We start from the raw sequence: 15670 nt of genomic DNA, 5'->3' as shown, positions 1-15670 counted from the left end.
AAAGACTGAACAGTATCTTTGGAATTATATCCCGTATTACAAGGTTGGTCTAAACTCTCAATTCGTTATAGTCCTAGAGGAAATTTTATGCAAGTCAATGCTATTTTAGGTGTAGACATTTCTAAAAAGAAACTTGATGCTTGTTTATTGATAGACAACAAAGAACGACATAAAGTTTTTCACAATAACAAGGAAGGTTTTGAAAAGCTTGGTGTAATAATCACGGAGCAGTCCTTATTCATCTGTGCCTAGAAGCGACTGGTTGTTACAGTGAAGATATAGTTATTTTTATGTATGACCTTGGACATAATGTAAGTGTGGTAAACCCTGCTCAAATCAAGGCTTTTGGCAAAAGTGAGCTACTCAGAAACAAAACAGATAAGTCAGATGCTGCCATGATTGCTAGGTTTTGTATTGCTAATAAACCTAATCTTTGGAAACCTGCTCCTACTGAAGTCAAGCGTTTAAGAGATCTCTATCGTTGTTTGCAAGCATTTAAAGACGACAAGTTACAACAGATGAATCGCTTGAAATATGAATTCCCGTTGTAAGCAAGCCATACTTGAAGTAGTTGCTACAATAGAAACAGAAATTTCTGCTATAGAAAAAGAGATTTGTGAGCATGTTAATAACCATTCACACCTAAAAAATATGATAGAAAACATCAAGACTGTAAAAGGTATAGGACATCTTACTGCTGTTGCTATCGTTGCAGAAATGCCATCTGTTGATAATTTTGATAATGCTAGACAATTTACAGCCTTTGCCGGTCTAAATCCTGAATATTACCAATCAGGTTCATCTGTCAGTAAAAAAAGTAGAATATGTAAAATAGGGTCGGAACGTATTCGCAAAACTCTTTATATGCCAGCTATAGTAGTCAAGAATCATAATTCTCACTTTCAAAAGTTTTGCCAACGTTTAGCAAGTAAAGGAAAATGTCCAATGGTAATAATTGTCGCATTAATGAGAAAATTAATGCATGTGGTTTTTGGTATTTTAAAAAATAATCAACCATTTAATGGTGATTTAGTGAAATAATCAGTTGACATGAGAGACAGTATCTTTCTTACCGCTTCGTTTATCCTTTGTCTGAGCAAAAGTTCTCGCCAGGCTGCTACTTCTAATACCTTCATTGCTGGATCACTTTCCACCAATCCTGTAAAACTTGTGTCTCGATTTACTAACTCTTCTTTCATCCTGGAAAAAATCTCCTCAAAGTTTAACTGCTCAATAATATTAGGTACTTGCATGTTTATATAATAACTTCTTTAATCGCGATATTCTCATTACTCGGTAAGTAGATTCCTTCAAGCTCGAGCGTTGCTTTTTCTTCTTTCACATCTGTTATTTTTACTTTTTTAACTTAAATCTCCTCTCAAATTTCCCCAGTGCTTCTGCAGTTGCTGCGTAAATTTCCAAAGTTAAATCTCTATTGATTGGTTTATCCACTAATTCAAATAGCCTAGACCCGTAATTCCTCATCATAATTCGTGATCCTATCGGTGTGGTCAGAAGAAATACAACATGAATAATTGCTGGTCTGGTAAACCTCAGACATGGGTTTTTATTGATCCTGCTGTTCGCCTAACTCATGCTAAAATTAGTTGCATACCGTTTCGCAGTGGGTCTTTCAATCAACCATCTTGCCAGCAAAAATTTACCTTCCATGAATATAAATGTAAAAGAAATGGTTGCACAAATTGAAAAGAAAAAAGATGGAAGATAGTAATATTTTGGTATTTCCCTACTCGTGGAAACTAGCTCTTATCATAACATTTTCACAGCCATAGGAAGTTTTTATAGGATTAGAGCTAAAGAAAACTTGCATGTAAATGTATCAAGGTATAAAATTATAAATATTAAGAATGAATAGGTTAGTTATGAATCTTGTAACAAAATCCGCTATCGATTTTACTGCTCCGGCTGTTCTCGCTAACGGAAAAATAGTTGATGACTTCTGTTTAGGTAAACATATAAAGGATAAGTATGCTGTCCTTTTTTTCTATCCGCTTGATTTTACTTTTGTCTGTCCAACTGAGTTGATATCATTTAGTAACAAAATAGAAGATTTTTCAAAACGTGGTGTTGAAGTTATAGGGGTAAGTGTAGATTCAAAATTCTCACATTTTAAGTGGAGAGAGACTCCAATTAATGATGGTGGTATTGGAGAGATTAGCTACCCCTTAATATCTGATGTCAAGAAGAATATATCAAGAGACTATGGAGTATTGTATGATGACTCAATTGCACTAAGGGCAACTTTCATTATTGATGATAAGTTTGTTGTGCGTCATCAATCGGTAAATGATTTACCTTTGGGGCGTAATATCGATGAGTTTATTAGAATTATTGATGCAATAAAACATAATGAAGAGCATGGTGAAGTATGTCCAGCAGGATGGAAAAAAGGCAAGCCTGCAATGCAGGCAAGCGATGAAGGAGTGGCTGATTATCTAAACTCACACAGTGCAGAATTATAGATTTAGTACAAAAGTTCTTATTATTGGATCTGGAGCAGCGGGTTATGCTGCTGCTATATATGCAGCACGTGCAAATTTAGAGCCAATTGTAACAACAGGAATGCAACCTGGTGGCCAACTTACAATTACTACTGATGTTGAAAACTATCCTGGTTTTGTTTCTATACAAGGTCCAGAACTCATGGAACAAAAGAGATTGCATGCAGAGAAGGCGGGAGCAAGAATAATAAACGATGAGATAAAAAGTGTAGAACAACTTGAAGGTTCTGGTGAATATGGATTCAAGTCCTTTGGTAATAGTAATGACTACTATTCAGATGCAATTATAATCGCAGCTGGTGCGCAAGCAAAGTGGCTTGATCTGGAGAGTGAAAAGAGATTTCAAGGTTATGGAGTTTCAGCATGTGCAACTTGTGATGGCGCATTTTTTAAGAATAAAGTTGTAGTTGTGATTGGTGGTGGAAATACTGCCGTTGAAGAGGCAATATTTTTAACTCGATTTGCCAAAGAAGTAATATTAATACACAGGCGTAATTCATTAAGAGCGGAAAAAGTAATGCAAGATAGACTCTTTAAAAATGATAAGATAAAAATAATGTGGAACCATACCGTGGAGCAAATTCTTGGGGAAGAAAATCCTAAAAAAGTTACTGGCATTACAATTAAATCGACGGAAACCAATGAAGTCCAGGAGTTGAAAGTGGATGGTGTGTTCATTGCAATTGGGCATGCACCAAATACAGGTATTTTTAAGGGCTTTGTTGAAATGGATCAGCAAGGTTATATAATTACGAAACCTGGGACAACTCTAACCAGTAGGGCAGGAGTGTTCGCCGCTGGTGATGTTCAAGATAAGGTATATCGCCAAGCAGTAGTTGCCGCAGGAACAGGGTGCATGGCTGCACTTGATGCGGAAAAGTTTCTAGAGTCATAATTAGTTCTAAAATTTTTAATTAAATTGCTTGCAATTTTCTTTGTTTTTTTTATAATTATGTTAATAAATTATAAGATGAGGAGAATTTAGTATGCCTTTTGAAAACAATGTAGCTTTTAGAAGAAGATTTGTTGATGGTACAGCATTAGGACAGTTCAGTGCATCAACAAAAAAGTTATTTAAGGCAATTGATGATGAAATTCTAGAAGATTTTAAACAAGCTCTGGAAGAAGGTGCGGATGTTAATGCGTTTGATAAGGAATATACACCATTAATGACTATTATCATGAATGGTGATGATAGTCCTATACACTTAAAAATGATGACTTTGCTTTTACATAACCAGAATTTAAATGTTAATATTCAAGAAACTAAACAACTCAATACAGCTCTACATCTAGCTTTTCTTATGGAAAATAGAAGTTTTGTAGAGATTTTACTTAGGTCTACTAACTTAGATATAAATGTTAAAAATAGACATTTACTTATTAAACCTGAATACCGAAACTTACTTACAGAATATGTTTGTGATTATCATAAAGAGTGTTTCTTTCATGCTCCTAAAGAGTATATTGAAAAGATTGGGGAAGTACAAAAAAAGAACTTTTCATATCTTACAATAGAAATACAGAAAGCACAAGAAGGGAAAAATTTATTGAATGCTCTTTCTAGTGAAAATTTCTATGAAGCAAAACAAGATCTCAACCCTAATTGCTGGGAAAGTAATTTGAATGAAGAAATAGAAACGCCGCTTATTAGTGGAAATGTCCATGAAGCAAAAAGACTATTAAATCAAGAACTCAACCCTAATTGCTGGAAAAGCTTGAATGGAGAAATAGAAACACCACTTAGCCTGATTATCAAATCATGTTTACAAGGAATAACACAAGAAAATGAAGAAGTATTGACTAAACTTTTAAAACATAAGGAGCTAGATTTTAGTCAAATAAAGCCAGCACAAGCTATAGAGCGAAATCCACGGGTAAAGCAAATAATTGAGCAAGCTATGAAAGAGCGATTAACTAATGCTATTAATAGAAAAGATTTGGGTGATGTAAAAAAATTAGTAGAAGATAACTGTTTCATAAATCATGCAATTGTCACTGCTGCGTTGAGGAATGTTAATAATCCAATCGGATCTATTAAAAATTATCTAACAGCAAATTCACATAACGTTGCCCTGGAAATAGACGATGCGTTAATTGCTCAACTTGAAGATCTGAAAGGCGAGCTTGAAAGAACAAAAATTCGACTTAGAGAAAAAGAGCAAGAGTTGAATAGGACCGTAGATGAAAGAACAAGAGACACTGACAAAATTTCACAGTTAGAAAGGGATTTAAGGCAGGAGAGATTAGAACTTCAAACTCAAAATCAAGACTTAAAGAACAAAAACAGAAAACTTTCAGAAGCAAACATTTATAATAGAAGGCAAAGTAACTATGCTTCTGCCTCTTTTGTGCTATCTGAAGCATTTGCTATTGGCACATGTTTAACAATATTTAGTTTAGCAATATGTATCCCACTTGCTGTAGCTGCATTTGTCTTCCTTACAATTGGATGCTACTGTTCATATAAAGCAAATACAGTACTGAGTGATGTGACAAGCACTCAGTTTGGTAATGCTGTCAATGATTTAAGACGAAGTTAAGGAAACTCTGCTGAAAGTTTTTATACATACTGAAAGTATCTTGATAATTTAGATGAGTAAACCTGAGTGGTTTCAAGACTTGAATAGTTGTTGTAAACTTGCTTGTATTATCTTTTAGTTTAAGAAATTAGAAATTTAACGATTAGCATTATAATTACAGACCAAAGTAAAAAGTAGACTTTTCCACTTGATCTATTTTTAACTTGTAATTTTTTGTCAGCTATTAGGTTTAATTTTTCTATAAGGCTAAATATTCCTTGGATTGTTTTGATGGGATAAGAGCTTTTAATTTTTTCCCTATACCCTATTTTACTTTCATGTTGACTGCTTATCCACATTTCAACTACTTTCCACATATTGATTTCTGGATAGACCTTTCTACATGTCCCTTCCAGTAAAATCATAGTTTTCTGTAGCAATAACAATTGTGTCTGAACTTTCATATCAAAATCACCAGTTATTTTTAATAGCTGAGTAAGTAAGCTAGCAAATGAAATCTTCTGTATAGGCTGTCCAATAATGGGTTCACCTATTGCTCTGCAAGCTGTGACAAAATTTCTATGCTGTGATGGAACATAACCAGCTCTAAAGTGCATTTTTGCAACGTGATCGTAATTCCGATTTAAAAAGCCTTTGAGTATCTCTATAACGTAATAGCATGTCTCACGATCTATTCTACCCATGATTCCACAATCCAGGGCAATAATATTGTTATTACTATCAACCATTAGATTTCCAGGATGCATATCAGCATGAAAAAAACAATCCCTATATACCTGATTACAAAACGATTCTATAAGATTGATAGCTATTTGCTTACGATTATTCAGCTTTTCAACTTCGTATATTGGTGTAGCTTCCATCCATTCTAATGTTAAAACCTTTTTTGAAGTTCTACTCCAATCTACTTCAGGTACATAGAAACCTCTGTCATGTTTAGTATTTTCCTTCAGTTCCGAAGAGTGAGCAGCTTCAAAACGTAGATCTAACTCTAATCGGCAAATTTCAGCAAAAGTTTTGACTAATTCAATTGGCCTCAGCCTTTTTGATTGTTCACTAAATTTTTCTGCAATGTCCGCAAGCCAAGAAAGCATCTTTATATCCCTTGAGAATGTTTTCTCAATATTTGGCCTTAAAACCTTCACAGCAACTTCCTTACCCTCAGTTGTAACTGCTCTATGCACCTGAGAAATTGATGCTGCTGCAATTGGCTTTTCAGAAAAATTTGAAAAAATGTCACTTAATTTACAATTAAACTCACTTTCTATAGTTTTAACTGCTATTTTATGTGAAAACGATGGCAATCTATCACATATCAATAACAAGTTATTTGTTATATCCTCATTTAAAACATCAGTACGTGATGAAATGGATTGCCCAAACTTAATGAACACCGGACCTAATCTTTCAAGAGCACGTTTTAGTTTATGACCTTGTATTTTATTTATTGATTTTTTTGATGGTGGAAGTAAATAAGGTAACACATTATAACGTGTCAGCACTGTAGTTATGTGCAGAAGACGTAAAATATTTTGAATCATTTCGCTGCGTAACTGCTAAATATTTCATTTAGTTCCATAATTTCGTTAGATTTACCTTGGTAATAGATAGTGTTATTTATGCAAATTATGTAATCTGAGCATGGTATAACAGAGTTAAGGTCATGAGAAGTCATAAGAATCGATACTAACCTTTCCTTTGCTATTTTATTTATAATATCATAAAATTTAGCCCGTGCGTTAATATCCATTGCACTAACTGGTTCGTCCAAAATGATCAAATCAGATTCTGAAATTAAACAACGTGCAAGTAGTAGTAGTTGTGTTTGTCCTGCAGAAATTTCTAATACTTGGTTCTTCAAAATGTTACCGATGCCAACCAATTCTATCACTTCTGTAACAATGGATTGATTTTTCTTGAATCTCTTCGAGGAGCTATTGAAAAGGAAAGGCTCGACTGTTATTGGCATCAAATTACCAATACTAAAATTTTGTGGCATATAGCTAATTTTTACATTGTCAGCGAATACAATACTGCCAATAAAACCTTTATTTATACCAGCAACTGCTTTCACTAAAGAGGTTTTACCTCCACCATTTGGACCAAGTATTGTAACTATATCCCCTCTTTCTACTGATATATTGATATTATCAAGAACTTTTTTATTACCATATGCAAGAGTAAGGTTTTCTATTTTTAGAATGCAGTTATTGACATTACTTAACTTTTTGGCAAAAATTGACTTCTTCTCAACATCTATATGAAACATTTACTGATTTTCTTTTTCTTACTTTCATTTACACTATACTACAATAGTGCCTTTTCATCCAATTTAAAAATTGTAGCTACAATCAAACCTATACACTCACTTGTAGCTTCTGTTACAGATGGGATTTCAAAGCCAGAATTACTAATGTACGAAGTAGTGTCTGAACATAACTACATGCTCAGGCCTTCAGATGCAAGTAAATTAGAATTTAGCAATATTATATTTTATATCGATGATTCCTTGGAAACATTCATTAAAACTTTCGCTAAAGAAAATAAAAAGTTAATACCGCTATCAAGTGCAATCGATCTACTTCCTGCTCGGCCACATTCATTTTCTAGTCACACTCAAGATGAAAAAGATTTACATATTTGGCTGAGTCCTGAAAATGCAAAAAGTATGATACTTTCTATCAGTGCGACGTTGTCTAATATAGATAAAGAAAATGCCTATCAATACAATACCAATGCAATGAAGGCTATAAGAAAAATAGACCAAAAGGTAAAAGAAATCATGAAAGAATTAAATGAGTTCAAAAATCAAAAATACATAGTTACTCATGATGCTTATCAATATTTTGAAAAATATTTTGGTTTAAGTTACCCAAGTGCCATTCTTTCTATAGAAGAGGATTCTTACATAGGTATGAAGAGTTTAATGAAACTAAAAAAAGTAATGAAAGAGGAAAATGTTAAATGCATTTTTTCTCATTCACGAGAGGATGGCATAAAACCTAATACCTTTTCTAATGACGTAAAAATGGTAGTTCTTGACCCTGTTGGATCAGATATGGAACCTGGAAAAGATGCATACCTAGCTATAATCGATAGCATTGCACAAAATTTTAAGTCTTGTTTTATTGAATAAAAAGTTCCTTGTATCTTATGGCAAATATTGAAACCTGTGCTTTCTATCCCGGTGCTTGACACTGATGTCCAGCCAAATTGATAAATATAAAAGTAGCTCTGCTTAAGGATTGAAATAATTAGCGAGAAAAAAGCTTAACAGGACTCATTATAAACAAACATTTAACTGAAAAATTCCAATTAAAATGAAGGTTAGTAAACAATTAGCTACACTCCTTAAAGATATAGCCTTACACTTAGCATATAAAAACATCTATTGTGATTAAAAATACACTAAATCTTGGTTTGCGTATATTTTACTGTTTTCTACATTATAGAGACAATAAATTTGTGCAATCATGGAGAGTATTTGCACAATCTTCTAATTTCTCGGGATGTAAAATAAACTGTGTCAAACCGAAAAGTAAAATATTAGAATTAATATAAAAGGGCTAGTATACCTTGATGGATACGGTTGTAATACCAATTTTCCTTCGGTCGCACACGCCCGTAATAGCCCTATTCCTATAGTGAGTAGGGTTATCTTTCCCTCTTATCTCTTTTATATCACATTTTCAACTTACAATTTTTCCACGGTTGGCTCATTTTTGTCAGTCTACATTCAATAATATTTTCCTCACAAACTCCACAAATATATACTTAAAAGCATACACCTTTCATTACACAACCCTACAGCATTGCTTATCTAGTTACGGGATGAGAATTACGTATTAATAAAGGTTAATATAGTAATAAAAATATTGACGTATTAATAATATTATTATATTCTTAATATAATTAAATAATTAAGAAAAGTTATGAATATTGTATTTTATTGTGAAGAGTTTAATGACTGTGATTTAGACAATGGTAAAACTCCTTTAAGGAAAAAGTTCAATGAAATAATTAAAGATTTAGAGGAAAACAACAGTACAAGCCAAGGAAATATAAAGTTAATAAAAGGTGATGGGAATATTGAATATTTTCGAGCTAAATTAAGTGATAGTGACAGATTACTATTTACGAGGAGAAAACATAATGACAAAGATGCTTTTGTTATTTTAGAAGTAATTCTGAATCATGATTATCATAAGTCTAAATTTTTAACAAATAGAGAAAAAATAAGAAACATAAAAATAATAGATGAAAAAGTTCCTGATACAGTAGAGATTGAAGATGCTCCACAAATTCGTTGGTTAGGTAATTTTATTACTTTTAGTGCAAAGCAGGAAGATATAGTTGAAAAGTTTGAATTACCTTTAGTTATTAGTGGATCTGCTGGCAGTGGAAAGACATCAGTGGCTTTGGAGAGCCTAAAAAGGATGGAAGAGAAGTTTGAGGGAGGAAAAATTCTATATATTACTAAATCCGAAAATCTTATAAAAGAATCAAAAAAAATATTTGAATGTGAAAATTACAATCAGACTACTGATGAACTAAGGACTCATACTCCAGAAGAAATTGATTTCTTATCTCTTCATGAATTTTTAAAAAAGATAATAAAAGTAGAAGGAAAGAAACCAATCAATAGAAGTAAGTTTTTTTCATAGTTCAAGGAAATATGCAAGAAAGATAAATTTAAAGGGTATAAAAAAGACGGAGATAAAATATTCGAAGAATTTACAGCTGTGATAGGTGGAGGAAGTTTATTAGGAGAAGATGGAAAAGATAGATATGCTAAATTAGGAAATAGACAATCTATATTTCCTATAGATAAAAGGAACAGTGTTTATGATTTTTTTGAAGAATATAGGAAATTTATAGAAGGAGATCAAAAGTATTATGATCCTAATCTTGTTGCTCATGAGTGCATTGCAGAAGAAATGTATGATGCGGTTGTTGTAGATGAAGTTCAAGATTTAACTGAAAGTACACTGAGTTTAATCTTGAAAAGTTTAAAAGATGAAAGAAAGGGTAATTTTTTATTATGTGGTGATGTTGATCAAGTAATACATCCTAGTTTTTTCTCTTTATCTAAGTTAAAATCTTTTCTCTATCAAAATAAATGTATAAGGGACCAAGGGTCAGAAGTTTTTTATACCCTTGAGAAAAATTATCGTAATAGCGAGCAAGTTATTGAACTTGCCAATCGTATACTACATCTTAAAAATTATTGTTTTGCTTCAGAAGATAAAATGATAGTAGATAACGCTTTTTTCATGAAGAGTGATACTAAGAACAAAGGGAACGTTGGCTTTGTTACTGATGATAAAAAAGAAGAAATAGCAAAAAAAGTAAATGAATCTATAAATTGTGCTGTTTTAGCTCTGGATGATGAAAGTAAAGAAAGTGCACGTCAGTTATTTGATACTCCACTTGTGTTTAATATACATGAAGCCAAAGGCTTGGAGTTTGAAAATGTGGTTCTTTACAAGTTTACATCGTATAAAGCTTATAATGAAATATGGAATATAGTATGTCCGGATAAAAGTGAGGGTGAAATAGATAATACTATTAATAGGATTCGTGATTCATATAACAAAAAGGATGTTAATACTTCAAGAAATAAGGATAAGGAAGATAAGTCCTTGGAGAAATATAAATTTTATATGAACGCTCTGTATGTTGGAGTTACTCGTGCTGTTAGTAATATCTATATTGTAGATGATAAAAGTAATTTATTGAAAATAGTAGAACCAGGGGAAGAAGGTAATGTGAATATTAAGAAAGAAGAATCCAGTTCTGAAAAATGGAGAGATACGGCACTGGAGTTAATAGAGAAAGGAAACATAGAGCAAGCTAAAGATATAGCAGAAAAATTGTTACGTAAAGGGGAAAAAGAATATGCTAAAGAGGTTATGAATTCGTTGAAAGCTAAAGGATGTCATAAACAGGATCAGAACTCAGATAAGAGCAAGCATACAAATTCAGTGTTAGAGAGTTCTAAGTCTTCCTCACAAAGCTCAGAACATGAAGGAAAAGAAGATGATATTAGCAAATCTCAGAATAAAAAGGGTAAACATAATCAAAACAAAAAGAGGAAAGCTAAGAAATGTAATAAAGTTCAAGAGGTGAAGCCACAGCTTTCTTTAAATGAGAAGGATAGTACTAATAAGAGTACAAACCCTCAGAATGAAGAGTATAAACAGGATCTAAATGACAAAAAGGAATCAAAAAGATTAGAGAAAAATACAAAGGAATTATCTTTAGTTTTAAAAAATGGTAATTTGCAAAAGGCTAAACGGTTAATTAAGCAAGGAGTTAATGTTAATTATGAGATTGAGAGAGATAAGACTTTTTTACATTTTGCGACGCAATGTGATTACAAAAATATAGTTAGACTTCTCCTAGATAATGGTGCGGATGTCAATGCTAAGAATAAGGAAGGTGTTACTTGTTTACATCTTGCAGCATACTTTGGTCTCACTGAGATAGTTAAATTACTTCTGGAGTATAGAGCTGAGGTTAATGCTAGGGTTTTGGAATGTACTCCTTTGTTGAACGCACTAAACAGAGGCCATTCCGAGATAGTTGACCTTCTGCTTGCTGATCCAGATATTAATGTTGGTTATGTAAAACCTTATGCTGCTTGTTTGTGCAAAAAAAAAGAAGATAAAAGAAAACTTGTTGCAAAAAGATTTCAAGATGACGAGTTGTTTTATCTGATAAAACAAGCAGCAGAAATAGATGAAAATAAGCTAGATAAATTGCTTAAAGAGATAAAAGAGCTACTAGAATCAAAAACTGAGTACGGTTTCAAACCAAGCTTAAACTACTCTCCAGATGGTAATGACGAAAATACGACTATTAAAATTGCTATTAAAGCTGGTGGAAAGGTATTGCAGCTCTTACATGATTATGCGGAGAAGAATATAGGTACAGACACTGAAATATTTAAAAAACTAAAACATGCTAAAGAAAACTCTCAGTCTAAGAGAGATCTTTGTAATGTTTCTGTCTTTAATCATTCTACTTTAGCTCAAAGCTTCTAATTTGATGAGAGAGGATCTAGTACCAAAGTATAATAAAATATGAGAAAAATGCCATCAAAGAAAAAGTCTGTGTGCCAGAACAATAGAGATAATTCACAGTAGTATTAAGTTAATAAAACTATAGAGTTACTTTAAAAAAAATTGAGATTAGAGATTGGCAGGCTTTCAAAACAAAGCATTATCTTTAATCATCTTATTAAGTTATTGATTTTTCATATATAAAAAAATATTGCAAATATTATGTTTTGTCTTCATTAAGTATCCCAAAAGGTTGATCCTCATTTAGGAGTACAAATGACTTTCGGTAATAATAAATTAATTAATGCTTCAAGTATAGGTGATCTTAGTAAAGTTAAAGAACTTCTTGGAAATGGAGCTAATATTTATGCTAGAGACAAGAGAAACAATACTGCTCTGCATGTCGCTGCTATGAATGGTCATTTAAATGTAGTAAAAAAGCTTTTAAAAAGAGGGGCTGTGATTTATACTGAAAATAAAGATAATTTCACACCTTTTGAATTAGCAAATAACGAAGGTAAGTTGGAAGTAGTAAATTTTCTTTTAAATCGCAAAGACAATTATGGCAAAGCGTTACTGCATTATGCTATTGATAATAGAAACCAAAAATTGATAGACCTTTTATTGGAGAAAAGGGCTGATGTTAATGTTAAAAACAAAGAAGGGAATACTCCTCTGCATGTTGCTGTAACGACTAGTAATTTGTTTACTGATGAAATGTCTGATTTTTTGGATATAGTAAGAAAGCTTTTAGATAAAGGGGCTAAGATTTATACTAGAAATAAAGGTGGTTTCACACCTTTAGGATTAGTAAAAAGAGGAAGTGACTTGGAGATGTTTTTTTTTAATTACCAAGACAATTCTGGTAGTACGTTACTGCATCATGCTGCTTTTGGTAATGACCCAAAATTGATAAAACTTTTATTAAATGAATTAAGGTTTGATATTGATATTATAAACAAAGAAGGGAATACTCCTCTGCATGTTGCTGCAAGGTATGGTCGGTTAGATGCAGTAAAAGGGCTTTTAACCAGAGGGGCTAATATTGATGCTAGAAACAATGTAAACAATACTCCTCTGCATATTGCTGCAAGGTATGGTCAGTTAGATGTAGTAAAAGAGCTTTTAGACAAAAAGGCTAAGATTTATACTGGAAACAAAGCAGGCAATGCTCCTCTGCATGTTGCTGCAAGGTATGGTCAGTTAGATGTAGTAAAAGAGCTTTTAACCAGAGAGGCTAATATTGATGCTAAAACAGTATAGGCAGTACTCCTCTGCATGTTGCTGCAAGATATGGTCAGTTAGATGTAGTAAAAGAGCTTTTAACCAGAGAGGCTAATATTGATGCTGAAAACAAAAAAGGCAATACTCCTCTGCATGTTGCTGCAAGGTATGGTCAGCTAGATGCAGTAAAAGAGCTTTTAAGCAGAAGGGCTAATATTGATGCTGAAAACAAAAAAGGCAATACTCCTCTGTATGTTGCTGATATTAATGCTAAGAATAATAATAATTCTACTCCTCTGCATGTTGCTGCAAGACATGGTTATTTAAATATAGTAAGAGAGCTTCTAGACAAAAAGGCTAAGATTTATGCTAAAAACAATGTAGGCAATACTCCTCTGCATGTTGCTGCAAAATATGGTCATTTAAATATAGTAAGAGAGTCTTCAAAAAGAGGGGCTAAGACTAATGCTGAAAACCAAAAAGGCGATACTCCTCTGCATATCGCTGCAGTATGATAAGTTAGATGTAGTAAAAGAGCTTTTAAACAAATGGGCTAAGATCAATGATAAAACAATGTAGGCAATACTCCTCTGCATGTTGCTGCAAAACGTGATTATTTAAATATAGTAAGAGAGCTTTTAAAAAGAGGGGCTAAGATCAATGCTAAAAACAATGTAGGCAATACTCCTCTGCATGTTGCTGCAAAATATGGTCATTTAAATATAGTAAGAGAGCTTTCAAAAAGAGGGGATACGTATGCTGAAAACAATGATGATCTCATACCTTTTGAATTAGCAAGCAACGCGGAGGTAGTAAATTTTCTTTTAGATCTCAAAAGCGATCATGGTTATACGTTAATGCATTATGCTGTTGGGAATAGCAAAACAGATTTGATAGGCTCTTTATTACGATTATGGAAAAAGGGTGGGATTGATACTTATAATGACATACCTTTAGAATTAGCAAGTGGAGCAGAAAATACATTTTCTCTAATGAATAATTTGTTAAATTGGATAAAAAGCTCTATAGGTAGGTTATTAGGTTCTAGATCTGCTCTGCCTGAAACTTCAGAAAATTATTCTAATACAGCTGGTACTAGCAAATTTAGCAGTGAAGTTTATATAAGTAACAATGTTAGTTTAGGATTTTTCTTATTACAAAGTTTTCTAGATAAAAAATATCCTATTCCTAAGTTTTGTTCCGTTACCCCTGAAGAAGCTCTGGCCAGCACATTGAATATTACAGGAGAGTTTGAGGAGATACTAAGAAAAACAGCTAAACAATCTGGTGTATTAGTAAAAAATGTTGACTTTTTTAAAGTATATTTAGATATAGCAGGCCACATGAGGAACGAGAGGTACTCTCAAATACCAAACACTTTATATTCAGCTGCAAAAGAAGCTTGTCCGAAAAATGAAAAGTTTCTGAGTACTTTAAAAGGCAATATTGAAAAGATGTTTGATGAGCAGCAGATAGTTAATAGTGAATATCAACCTAACGACATTGCTGACAATAAGCCTAGAAGCTATTTATAGCCCTTCTCATAATAGTCCAAAAAGGTCATAAGAAGGAAGAATCAACAGCATGACGAAAAGATGTGAATAGAGTTCCTGATTCTGTTTTTTATAGCAAACCAATGATGCTCAATTTTGTTAAAATCTGGAGAATGCGGAGGCAGATATAAAATGTATTAAACAAGACTTGATCTGACACTTTAGAAAAGTAAGTTATAAAATAATAAAAGAAAGGAGTGTTAGATATGAGTACAATACAAGCAAAAATACTAAAACCAAAGTTAGGGTTATTAGAGCTAGCAAAACAATTAGGAAATGTATCTCAAGCGTATGGGCTACTCAAGAGATACGTTTTATCGATTCAAGGAATTATATGAAAATGGAGGAGAAGAAGCACTGCATGAGATAAGTAAGAAAAAATCACTTATGGCAAACAGAGTTTCCGAAGACATAGAAAGAGCAGATCGCAACAGAATTTCCAGCATATGGACAATAAAGAGCTGCAAATGAGCTGAGAAAAAGGGATTTCCGAAGGTGGTTGTATGGCTAAGAAACGATATTGAAACGTTCAAAAAAAGACTTAAAGCTCTTGAAGCGAAGGTTGCACAAGATGGCATAATTTTAACTGAAGAGCAACTTGCAGCTTTAGAGAAAGTGAAAGAACAAAGATGGTGAAATTGAAACACTGGTTACTTAGGTTCTCAAGACACTTATTATGTAGAAGGGTATAGGACCAGCAAACTTTTATTGATACCTATTCAAGGGTTGCTATGGCAAAGCTTTATACAGACAAAACTGCAATT

General features: G+C 32.8%; 12 protein-coding genes and 6 pseudogenes. 13 read left to right on the top strand and 5 right to left on the bottom strand.

What is annotated here, in order from left to right; genetic code table 11:
* Nucleotides 1–87: 87 nt before the first annotated feature.
* Nucleotides 88–1041 (top strand): annotated as a pseudogene (locus tag Wcon_RS13360) (IS110 family transposase).
* Between the two features lie 2 nt (nt 1042–1043).
* Here the strand turns inward: Wcon_RS13360 and Wcon_RS05555 are convergent.
* Both Wcon_RS05555 and Wcon_RS05550 read right to left on the bottom strand, forming a co-directional pair.
* A pseudogene (locus Wcon_RS05555) lies at nt 1044–1253 on the bottom strand (baseplate assembly protein); the annotation flags it as partial.
* Between the two features lie 2 nt (nt 1254–1255).
* A pseudogene (locus Wcon_RS05550) lies at nt 1256–1575 on the bottom strand (GPW/gp25 family protein).
* A gap of 19 nt (nt 1576–1594) precedes the next feature.
* Here Wcon_RS05550 and Wcon_RS12510 point away from each other — a divergent pair.
* From Wcon_RS12510 to Wcon_RS05535, 4 genes are all read left to right on the top strand, one after another.
* Nucleotides 1595–1729, top strand: coding sequence for a hypothetical protein (locus Wcon_RS12510; protein WP_255565507.1), 135 nt, complete (start codon nt 1595–1597; stop codon nt 1727–1729).
* 154 nt (nt 1730–1883) lie between these two features.
* A complete protein-coding gene (locus tag Wcon_RS05545; RefSeq protein ID WP_114517522.1) occupies nt 1884–2483 on the top strand; it encodes a peroxiredoxin in 600 nt (199 codons plus the stop codon).
* Nucleotides 2470–3417 carry a thioredoxin-disulfide reductase gene (trxB, locus tag Wcon_RS05540; protein WP_114517521.1) on the top strand — a complete coding sequence of 316 codons (948 nt, stop codon included), beginning with the start codon at nt 2470–2472 and terminating at the stop codon, nt 3415–3417. Before Wcon_RS05545 ends, trxB begins: the two co-directional genes overlap by 14 nt.
* Before the next feature lie 91 nt (nt 3418–3508).
* Nucleotides 3509–5065 carry an ankyrin repeat domain-containing protein gene (locus Wcon_RS05535; protein ID WP_114517520.1) on the top strand — a complete coding sequence of 519 codons (1557 nt, stop codon included), beginning with the start codon at nt 3509–3511 and terminating at the stop codon, nt 5063–5065.
* Nucleotides 5066–5184: 119 nt separating this feature from the next.
* On the opposite strand, the gene ubiB is transcribed toward Wcon_RS05535, so the two are convergent.
* On the bottom strand, nt 5185–6606 hold the full coding sequence (gene ubiB / locus Wcon_RS05530; protein ID WP_114517519.1) for a 2-polyprenylphenol 6-hydroxylase: 1422 nt from the start codon (nt 6604–6606) through the stop codon (nt 5185–5187).
* A complete protein-coding gene (locus tag Wcon_RS05525) occupies nt 6603–7334 on the bottom strand; it encodes a metal ABC transporter ATP-binding protein (protein ID WP_114517518.1) in 732 nt (243 codons plus the stop codon). Before Wcon_RS05525 ends, ubiB begins: the two co-directional genes overlap by 4 nt.
* On the opposite strand from Wcon_RS05525, the gene Wcon_RS05520 reads away from it, so the two are divergent.
* The 7 genes and pseudogenes from Wcon_RS05520 to Wcon_RS05495 all read left to right on the top strand — a co-directional run bounded on the left by Wcon_RS05520 (nt 7326) and on the right by Wcon_RS05495 (nt 14888).
* The gene (locus Wcon_RS05520; RefSeq protein WP_114517517.1) at nt 7326–8201 is read left to right on the top strand and encodes a zinc ABC transporter substrate-binding protein; all 876 of its coding nucleotides are present in this window, start codon (nt 7326–7328) and stop codon (nt 8199–8201) included. The genes Wcon_RS05525 and Wcon_RS05520 overlap by 9 nt on opposite strands.
* A 796-nt stretch (nt 8202–8997) precedes the next feature.
* Nucleotides 8998–9729 (top strand): DEAD/DEAH box helicase family protein, encoded by a 732-nt coding sequence (locus Wcon_RS05515; protein WP_114517516.1) that lies wholly within the window; start codon nt 8998–9000, stop codon nt 9727–9729.
* A gap of 78 nt (nt 9730–9807) precedes the next feature.
* Nucleotides 9808–12111, top strand: coding sequence for an ankyrin repeat domain-containing protein (locus Wcon_RS05510; protein ID WP_114517515.1), 2304 nt, complete (start codon nt 9808–9810; stop codon nt 12109–12111).
* Nucleotides 12112–12405: 294 nt separating this feature from the next.
* Nucleotides 12406–13392, top strand: a complete 987-nt coding sequence (locus Wcon_RS12800) for an ankyrin repeat domain-containing protein (RefSeq protein ID WP_114517514.1) — start codon at nt 12406–12408, stop codon at nt 13390–13392.
* Nucleotides 13389–13868 carry an ankyrin repeat domain-containing protein gene (locus Wcon_RS13030; protein ID WP_114517526.1) on the top strand — a complete coding sequence of 160 codons (480 nt, stop codon included), beginning with the start codon at nt 13389–13391 and terminating at the stop codon, nt 13866–13868. Before Wcon_RS12800 ends, Wcon_RS13030 begins: the two co-directional genes overlap by 4 nt.
* 75 nt (nt 13869–13943) lie before the next feature.
* A pseudogene (locus tag Wcon_RS13025) lies at nt 13944–14138 on the top strand (ankyrin repeat domain-containing protein); the annotation flags it as partial.
* A 72-nt stretch (nt 14139–14210) separates the two neighbouring features.
* Nucleotides 14211–14888: a hypothetical protein gene (locus Wcon_RS05495; RefSeq protein ID WP_237350061.1), complete on the top strand. Its 678-nt coding sequence runs from the start codon at nt 14211–14213 to the stop codon at nt 14886–14888.
* Between the two features lie 25 nt (nt 14889–14913).
* On the opposite strand, the pseudogene Wcon_RS05490 reads toward Wcon_RS05495, so the two are convergent.
* A pseudogene (locus tag Wcon_RS05490) lies at nt 14914–15040 on the bottom strand (transposase); the annotation flags it as partial.
* A gap of 72 nt (nt 15041–15112) precedes the next feature.
* On the opposite strand from Wcon_RS05490, the pseudogene Wcon_RS05485 reads away from it, so the two are divergent.
* Nucleotides 15113–15670: pseudogene (locus tag Wcon_RS05485) on the top strand (helix-turn-helix domain-containing protein); the annotation flags it as partial.

It is taken from the genome of Wolbachia endosymbiont of Cylisticus convexus (genome assembly GCF_003344345.1).
The sequence above is the reverse complement of the archived record's forward strand: the minus strand, read 5'-3'. Positions and strand labels throughout refer to the sequence as shown.

What these genes read in the sequence shown, in the direction of transcription:
- Wcon_RS05545 (WP_114517522.1), top strand. Translation starts at nt 1,884, where the DNA reads ATGAATCTTGTAACAAAATCCGCTATCGATTTTACTGCTCCGGCTGTT.
- Wcon_RS12800 (WP_114517514.1), top strand. Translation starts at nt 12,406, where the DNA reads ATGACTTTCGGTAATAATAAATTAATTAATGCTTCAAGTATAGGTGAT.
- Wcon_RS05515 (WP_114517516.1), top strand. Translation starts at nt 8,998, where the DNA reads ATGAATATTGTATTTTATTGTGAAGAGTTTAATGACTGTGATTTAGAC.
- Wcon_RS05520 (WP_114517517.1), top strand. Translation starts at nt 7,326, where the DNA reads ATGAAACATTTACTGATTTTCTTTTTCTTACTTTCATTTACACTATAC.
- Wcon_RS05535 (WP_114517520.1), top strand. Translation starts at nt 3,509, where the DNA reads ATGCCTTTTGAAAACAATGTAGCTTTTAGAAGAAGATTTGTTGATGGT.
- ubiB (WP_114517519.1), bottom strand. Translation starts at nt 6,606, where the DNA reads ATGATTCAAAATATTTTACGTCTTCTGCACATAACTACAGTGCTGACA.
- Wcon_RS12510 (WP_255565507.1), top strand. Translation starts at nt 1,595, where the DNA reads ATGCTAAAATTAGTTGCATACCGTTTCGCAGTGGGTCTTTCAATCAAC.
- Wcon_RS05495 (WP_237350061.1), top strand. Translation starts at nt 14,211, where the DNA reads ATGCATTATGCTGTTGGGAATAGCAAAACAGATTTGATAGGCTCTTTA.
- Wcon_RS05525 (WP_114517518.1), bottom strand. Translation starts at nt 7,334, where the DNA reads ATGTTTCATATAGATGTTGAGAAGAAGTCAATTTTTGCCAAAAAGTTA.